7 protein-coding genes and 4 pseudogenes are annotated in these 6367 nt (G+C 69.8%); 4 read left to right on the plus strand and 7 right to left on the minus strand.

Going from position 1 to position 6367, the window contains the following annotated elements; all coding sequences use genetic code 11:
- Window positions 1–298: pseudogene (locus ABZ281_RS32600) on the minus strand (hypothetical protein); the annotation flags it as partial.
- Between the two features lie 514 nt (window positions 299–812).
- Here ABZ281_RS32600 and ABZ281_RS32605 point away from each other — a divergent pair.
- On the plus strand, window positions 813–1295 hold the full coding sequence (locus ABZ281_RS32605) for a DUF5994 family protein (protein WP_356661372.1): 483 nt from the start codon (window positions 813–815) through the stop codon (window positions 1293–1295).
- 53 nt (window positions 1296–1348) lie between these two features.
- On the opposite strand, the gene ABZ281_RS32610 is transcribed toward ABZ281_RS32605, so the two are convergent.
- From ABZ281_RS32610 to ABZ281_RS32620, 3 genes and pseudogenes are all read right to left on the minus strand, one after another.
- Complete coding sequence (locus ABZ281_RS32610) at window positions 1349–1636, minus strand: SpoIIE family protein phosphatase (RefSeq protein WP_356661374.1); 288 nt, start codon at window positions 1634–1636, stop codon at window positions 1349–1351.
- Window positions 1633–1791, minus strand: a complete 159-nt coding sequence (locus ABZ281_RS32615) for a hypothetical protein (protein WP_356661384.1) — start codon at window positions 1789–1791, stop codon at window positions 1633–1635. Before ABZ281_RS32615 ends, ABZ281_RS32610 begins: the two co-directional genes overlap by 4 nt.
- A gap of 226 nt (window positions 1792–2017) precedes the next feature.
- Window positions 2018–2089, minus strand: a pseudogene (locus ABZ281_RS32620) (hypothetical protein); the annotation flags it as partial.
- A gap of 6 nt (window positions 2090–2095) precedes the next feature.
- Between ABZ281_RS32620 and ABZ281_RS32625 the strand changes: the two are divergent.
- Window positions 2096–2248, plus strand: a complete 153-nt coding sequence (locus tag ABZ281_RS32625; RefSeq protein WP_356661376.1) for a hypothetical protein — start codon at window positions 2096–2098, stop codon at window positions 2246–2248.
- Between the two features lie 353 nt (window positions 2249–2601).
- Here the strand turns inward: ABZ281_RS32625 and ABZ281_RS32630 are convergent, their stop codons facing one another.
- The 3 genes from ABZ281_RS32630 to ABZ281_RS32640 all read right to left on the minus strand — a co-directional run bounded on the left by ABZ281_RS32630 (window position 2602) and on the right by ABZ281_RS32640 (window position 5259).
- Entirely contained in the window at window positions 2602–3048 is a 447-nt protein-coding gene (locus tag ABZ281_RS32630) for a hypothetical protein (RefSeq protein ID WP_356661378.1), read from the minus strand.
- A 528-nt stretch (window positions 3049–3576) separates the two neighbouring features.
- Entirely contained in the window at window positions 3577–3720 is a 144-nt protein-coding gene (locus ABZ281_RS32635; protein ID WP_356661380.1) for a hypothetical protein, read from the minus strand.
- A gap of 171 nt (window positions 3721–3891) precedes the next feature.
- Entirely contained in the window at window positions 3892–5259 is a 1368-nt protein-coding gene (locus tag ABZ281_RS32640) for a cytochrome P450 (protein ID WP_356661382.1), read from the minus strand.
- A 278-nt stretch (window positions 5260–5537) separates the two neighbouring features.
- Here ABZ281_RS32640 and ABZ281_RS32645 point away from each other — a divergent pair.
- Together ABZ281_RS32645 and ABZ281_RS32650 are read left to right on the plus strand one after the other, a co-directional pair.
- A pseudogene (locus ABZ281_RS32645) lies at window positions 5538–5692 on the plus strand (IS5/IS1182 family transposase); the annotation flags it as partial.
- Window positions 5693–5880: 188 nt separating this feature from the next.
- Window positions 5881–6261: pseudogene (locus ABZ281_RS32650) on the plus strand (transposase); the annotation flags it as partial.
- Window positions 6262–6367: the final 106 nt, after the last annotated feature.

A 6367-nucleotide genomic window follows, 5' to 3' on the forward strand; every position in this document is an offset into this window, starting at 1 on the left:
CATTCCGCGATCCTAGGCCCATGTCGTCAACGGGGCCCGGGGCCGGGGTGGGAGTGCCACCCCGGCCCGGGGCCCTTCGGGTCAGTCGCCGACCCGAGGCAGAAGGGAGACGATCGTGCTGCCGCTCCGGGTGCTGCTCGATGCGCGCCCAGCGCCCGTAGACCTTCATCAGCGCAGTCTGCAGCAGATCCTCCGCGGCGTGCCGGTCCCCGCCGGTGAGCGGCACCGTGAGCCGCAGCAACGCGGTGGACCGCATCGCCACGAACTCCCGGGACTCGTCATGACTCGACGCCTCCATCGACCCTCCCCTTCTCGAACCATCACGAAGTGACGAGCTGCCCGCGGCTATCCACCGAGGCCCGAGATGGTGCGTTCCGCGTCTTTCAGCCGCTGGTTGTGCCGGAGCGGGGATCGGCAGCCCGGATGCGGTCATGCAGCCCGGCGAAGGCGCCCGGGACCGGGTCCACCTCGTCATCACCGCCTACGAGATGGATCTCGTCACGCCGCCCCGCTGATGGCGACCTCGGCCGCCGAAGGCGCCGCCTCACCCGCGGATTGGTGGAGTCTTCTCTGTCCGGGTTCCTGACCTGCGGAAACATCGAGTGCAGAGCGCCCGGCCTGGGAAAACATCCCTCGGTGTTCGTGCAAACGCTGCTGGAACCCGGCAGGAGGGGCGGCTCGTACCAGCCTGGTGGCGAGCCGGGCGGGCAGGACGCTCGCGGATGCACCGGCGTCCGGCGACGCGGGGAGTAGCGTGGTAGTGCGAGGCGAGTCCCGCGTTCGCTCGGCTCCCGAAGACGGGTGGTCCCTCCATGACCGGCTCCGATCCACCTCCTGCTTCCCGTCGTCTGCCCAGTGGCGTTCACGAGGCCGTGCAGCCGGGGTGCGCGCTGCTCCGGCTGGAGACGACGGAGTCGCGTGAGGGCGTCCTGGACGGTGCGTGGTGGCCGCAGTCGCGCGACATCGGTGCCGAGTTGCCCGCGCTGCTGAGTGCCCTCACCGAGTACCTCGGTCCCGTGACGCGTGTCGGGCTGGACGCCGCGGCCTGGGAGGGACTCCCGACGAGGATCGTCGTCGAGGGCCGGGTGGTGCACGTCGACTCCTTCCCGGTGGGCGACGACACGGTCCTGATCACACGTGGCGACCAGGACGTGTTCTCACTGCTGGTGGTCCCGCCGCACGCGACACCACAGGCCGCACATGCCGCGATGGCTCAGGCTGTCCGGGCCGGCAACATCACCCAGGGGGAACAGATCCTCATCGACACCGGAAGCGGGCAGGCGCCGCAGGACTGACGAGCCGCCCCCCGGATGAGGCCGGGGAGGGAACGGCGGACGACAGCGACCCGTCAACCGCGCCACTCCACCATGAGCAGCGTCGCGTCGTCCGTGGTGTGTCCGCCTCGCGCCTGCTTGAGCGTGTGGGACAGGGCGCGCGTCACCGCCCGGATCCCGCAGCCGGTTCTCTCCAGCTGGTTCACACCGTTGATCAGCTGGTCCTCCCCGAACTCCTTCCCACTGGTGTAGTGCTCCTCGACCAGTCCATCGGAGAAGCAGAGGACGCGGGTCGGCGGCTGTACCGGCCGGGACGGGGGCTCCGCCTGCGCGACGGATGCCCGCGGCAGACGTCTGATCACCGGCCTGCGGGGAGCGCCTCAGCGAGGGGCAGGATCAGCACGCATGGGTTGACCGGACCGGGCAGCCCGACGATCTCCCCCATGTTCTGCCAACCCCAGGACTCCAGGACGGCCTGACCGCCGTGGTCGGCCGGATGGAGCAGGGCGACTCCCACGGTCAGGACATGCCGTTTGCGGCCGTCGTGCAGCTTGCCCCGTCGCAGCCGCGGCGGTCGCGCCGACGGCGTCGGAGCCGTCGATCGACTGGCCGTCCATGACCGCGGCCGTCGGTTCCGCCTCCCGGCCCCGCCGCTTGCGCTCGAGGCGTCGCAGTCGCTGGCAGAGCTCGCGCACGTAGCCGTGGCGGCACCAACGCCGGAAGAAGTCGTACACTGCCCGCCACCAGGGGAAGTCCACTGGGATCGCGCGCCACTTCCCGCCGTTGCCGACGACGTGGCGCACAGCGTCGATCATTTCCCGGTGGCAGTGCTCCTCCGGGCGCCCGCCCGGCCCTCCAGCCAGGCCGGTACCAGCATCGAGGCGTGGACCTGGGCCCACTCCTCGTCGGTCATGTCGATCGGACAGCAGGCAGGACGGGCACGCTCGCCGATCGCCCCGAACCGGTGGACGTAACAGTCACACACCGAAGTGGCGCCGACCGGCTCGGAGATGGCGGACTGAGACAGCAGCGGGCCTCCTCGGGCGGAGTGTCGGTCGACAACCTCGTCTCTGCCAAGAGGCCAGTTCTTCCATGCACGCCGACCGGTCATCAAGATCGTTAGAGACGTCCCCCGCCGGCCTCCGCGGTGCTCGCGCGTTCACGGTGCATCCTGTTCCCGTAGGTGCTGGGTACCTGCCGGTGGACACCTTCCGACGAGGGCACGGGCTACTCGGGGGAGCCGGCGAGCTGTTCCGCTCTCGGACCGCGGGAGCGGCGGCGCGAAGGTGCTCGTGGGCGAGCCCAGCACGCGCCTGGGACCTGGAGGTCAGGGCCGGGTGGTGCCCACGACGAAGCGGCGACTGAGACTGATCTCGCGCGAGAGCAGGCCCGGGTCGGTGGTCACCGTCAGTTCGTACTCCCCGTCCCGCAACGCCCCCACATCGAGCACCCAGTGACTTCCGACCCACAGGGTGGGGACGATCTCGCCGTTCAGCCTGACCTCGACATTGCGCAGCGCCTCATTGGTCAGCGACGCGTCGTTTCTGCGATCGACCACGTCCACCGTGAGCGTGGCCTCGGAGAGCGCGGCGGCGCTCAGTACGCCGCTGCTGGGGATGCCGCGTATCCGGAGCTCCGGGTGGTTCACCTCGTTGGCCACCGCAATGCAGCCGATCACCAGGGCGGCGGCGACGGCGGCAACCAGAAGGGCGATGAGGGCCCTGCGCCGGGAGCGGGTTCGCACAGGGTCCGACGTCTTCAAGGCCAGCCGCATGGACACATCCTTCGAGGAGTTGCTTCTGCGGGCCGTCGGCTCCGCGTCTTCGTCCCGCCCGTGGCCTTTGCACCGGCCTCCTGCACAGGCTCGAGGACACGGACTCGGGCTCGCGGGTGTTCGGCGACCCTGATGGTGCCACCTCAACCGTCACGGAATCCAGTTCGCCCTCACCCTCCCCTGGATGACTCCGATGTTCCAGAGGGCGCTTGGCGCAGGAGAGATGCTCGCTGTCTCCGGGTAGCCACCTCGCCAGGCGGGCCTGCCGTCGAACCGGGGTCGCGAGAACGGTCGCGTAGAGCTGCCCGGGCACACTGTGTGGGTGGCGAACTCCGGCCCATGTGAGATCGATTGGCGGCGTCCTCTACGGCAACGTCCCCACCCCACGGGCTCCAGGCGCCGATCGAGCGGGAGATCCCCGGGTCCCGCAGGCCGAGGTGTTGCGCACGTGTTCGCGGTGTTTCCCGGCCTCATGTGTGCCGAATCCGTTCCCGAGGTGTCGCCCGTCCGGTGAAGCGATCGCCGCTTTCAGGCATCACGTAGCCGCAGCACTGTGGCTCCGATGACCACCGCGCCTGCCGCCCACAGGGCCAGCACGCCGATGCCCGCCACGGTCCGATGGGGGAGATGGCCCAGGCCCGTCGTGGTCTGGACGGCCGGTCCAGCGGGCATCGGCCCGGGGACCTGCGGCGAGGACCCGGTCAGGCTCAGCCTGACCGGCGTGACGCCGGGTCAGCCGCCGCAGCCGTCCTCACCCTGGAGAGGCAACGCTGAAAAACGCTCAGTGATCACTGAGCGGACAGACACATCCATCGGATCGCCCACCCATCCGCGAGACATGCGCTAGTGGCGGGCCCCGGCTCGGGGGCGCTTCCGGGGGAGGACGGTCATCCGCAGGGCGCGCGGCCGTACGGTGAGCCGGGCGACCTGGCGGATGGCCTGGCCCTCGGCGTGTTCCAGCCGTACCGAACGCAGCATCGTCGCGATCGCCGTGACCATTTCGGTGCGGGCGAAGCGGTCTCCCATGCACTTGTGCTTGCCGTCCCCGAAGGGCAGGAACGCGCCTGGCAAAGGCTCCTGCGCGGCGTCGTTCCACCGGTCCGGGTCGAAGGTGAGCGGATCGGGGAAACGCTCGGGGTCGCGGTGCAGAGCGTGCTGACAGTAGGCCAGTTCGGTACCGGCGGGCAGCGTCCACTCGCCGAGACGGGTTTCCTCGGTAGTACGGCGCGTGACCAACCAGCCGGGGTGGTGCAGCCGCAGGGTCTCGGTGATCACCTGATTCAGGTACGGCAGCCGGGCCACGTCGTCGAAGGCCACGGGCCGCTCGCCGAGGACCTCGTCCAGCTCGGCCAGGACCCGGGCCTCGACGCCGGGATGGCGGGCGAGTTCGTACAGGGTCCAGGACAGAACCGACGCGGTGGTCTCGGTGCCCGCCACGGCCAGGGTGAGGATCTCGGAGCAGATCTGATGCCCGGTCAACGGCTCGCCGGTCTCCTCGTCGACGGCGCGCAGCAACATGGAGAGCATGTCTCCGGTGTCGTGCCCGGAGGCCTGCAACTCCTCGACGGCGCTGTTGACGGTGGCGCGTACGCCGGCCCGGGCCCGGTCGAAGCGGCGGTTGAAAGGCAACGGCAGACGCTCGGCCCAGTCGGGCAGCATGAGACGCACACCGACGCCGTTCATCACCACCGACAGGTCGCTGCGCAGCCGGCGGAAGACGGCGTCGTCGAGGCTGCCGGCGAACACCGTCTTGGCCAGCATGTCGAGGCTGAGTCCGACCATCGCCTCGCGTACGTCGAGGGGCCGCCCGGGTTCCCAGCCGGCGACCGTGGCAGTGACCTCGGTGCGCATGATGTCGACGTACCGGCTGATCTCGGTGTGGGCGAACGCCGGTTGCAGCTGGCGGCGCTTGCGTACGTGAGGCCGGCCGGTGGCGGTGACGACGCTGTCGCCCAGCAGCTGGCCCAGCTTGTCGTAGAGCCGGCCCTTGTCGAGAGTGGGGGCCAGGGCCTTGAGCATCTGGTGGATCAGGGCCGGGTCCTGGACCACGACGGTGCGCGTTCCGGGTTGCAGGACGATCTCGACGAGCGGTTCTCGTGTGTCGCGCAGCGAGTCGATGAAGCCGAGGTTGTCGCGCATCCTCAGAGCGTGGCCGATGAACGGAAGCGATCCGGCAGCCCGAGGTATGGGGAGAGGCGCAGCGGACGTCACGGGTCATCCCTTCAGGGCAATCATGGGCGCACCTATGGCTTCCCTGACCCTTCCCCGGCGCAGTCCTGTCATGAACGTGTCCTGTGCCACGTGGGACGAGCTGGTTGGAGGAGGGGTGCCCCCCAGCGGCGTTGCACGGGAGCTCCAGCGGCGAGGGGCCGGGAGACTGACCCCCCGAGCGCTGCTTCGTTCCAGCGGACGACACCTGGGACAGGATCTTCGCGGCCGTCCTGGCCGACGCCGACGCGGAAGACCGGATCGACCGGTCGATGGTGAGCGTCGATTCGACCTCCTGCCGGGCCCATCAGCACGCCGCGGGGGCTCGTAGGAAGCCGCCACGAGTGCCGGGAAAAGACGCACGCCCCGACAGCATCGGCCCGGCGAGGGACTCGGACGCTCCCGGGGCGACCTGACCTGCAAGATCCACCTCGCCGGTGAGGGCGGACGCCGCCCCCCGGCCCTGCTGACCACTTCGGGCCGGTGGGGCACGGCACCTTCGTCTGGCCCATGCCCATCGACAACCCGCTCACGTTCATTCCCGCCGACGACATCGGCGCATTCGCCGCGCTAGCCCTCCAGCGCCGCGACGAGTTCACCGCAAGGCGCATCGACATCGCCTCCGACGCTCCGCAGCTCATCCCGGTCATGGAACACATCCGTGTCGTCCGCCTCGGTGGCGGGCATCCACGCACGCGGCCCGGCCATCTCGGCGGCGACACGGCGTACTCCTCCCGCCGCAACCGCCGTTACCTGCGACGACGCCAGATCAAGCACACCACCGCCGCACCGAAGAACCAGCGGGCCAACTGCCGGCGATGGGGCAGCAAGGGCGGCCGACCCGCAGGCTTCGACAAGACGATCTACAAGCGAAGGAACGAAGTCGAGCGAACGATCAACGCGTTGAAGAACTCCCGGGCCGTAGCCACGAGGTTCGACGAGCGCGGCTACAACTTCCAAGGCACCGTCACCGTCGCCACGATCCGACTCTGGCTCCGCCGGTGATCTCCGCCAGATCTAGTGCCGCGACAGGCAACGTTCGCCCCGTCACGACGCCCGGCACGCTCCCCCACGCTCTCGACTCCGCTCGAGCAGGGGGCACCCCCACTCG

The sequence above is a fragment of the Streptomyces sp. NPDC006265 genome, assembly GCF_040613555.1.
GTDB lineage: Bacteria > Actinomycetota > Actinomycetes > Streptomycetales > Streptomycetaceae > Streptomyces.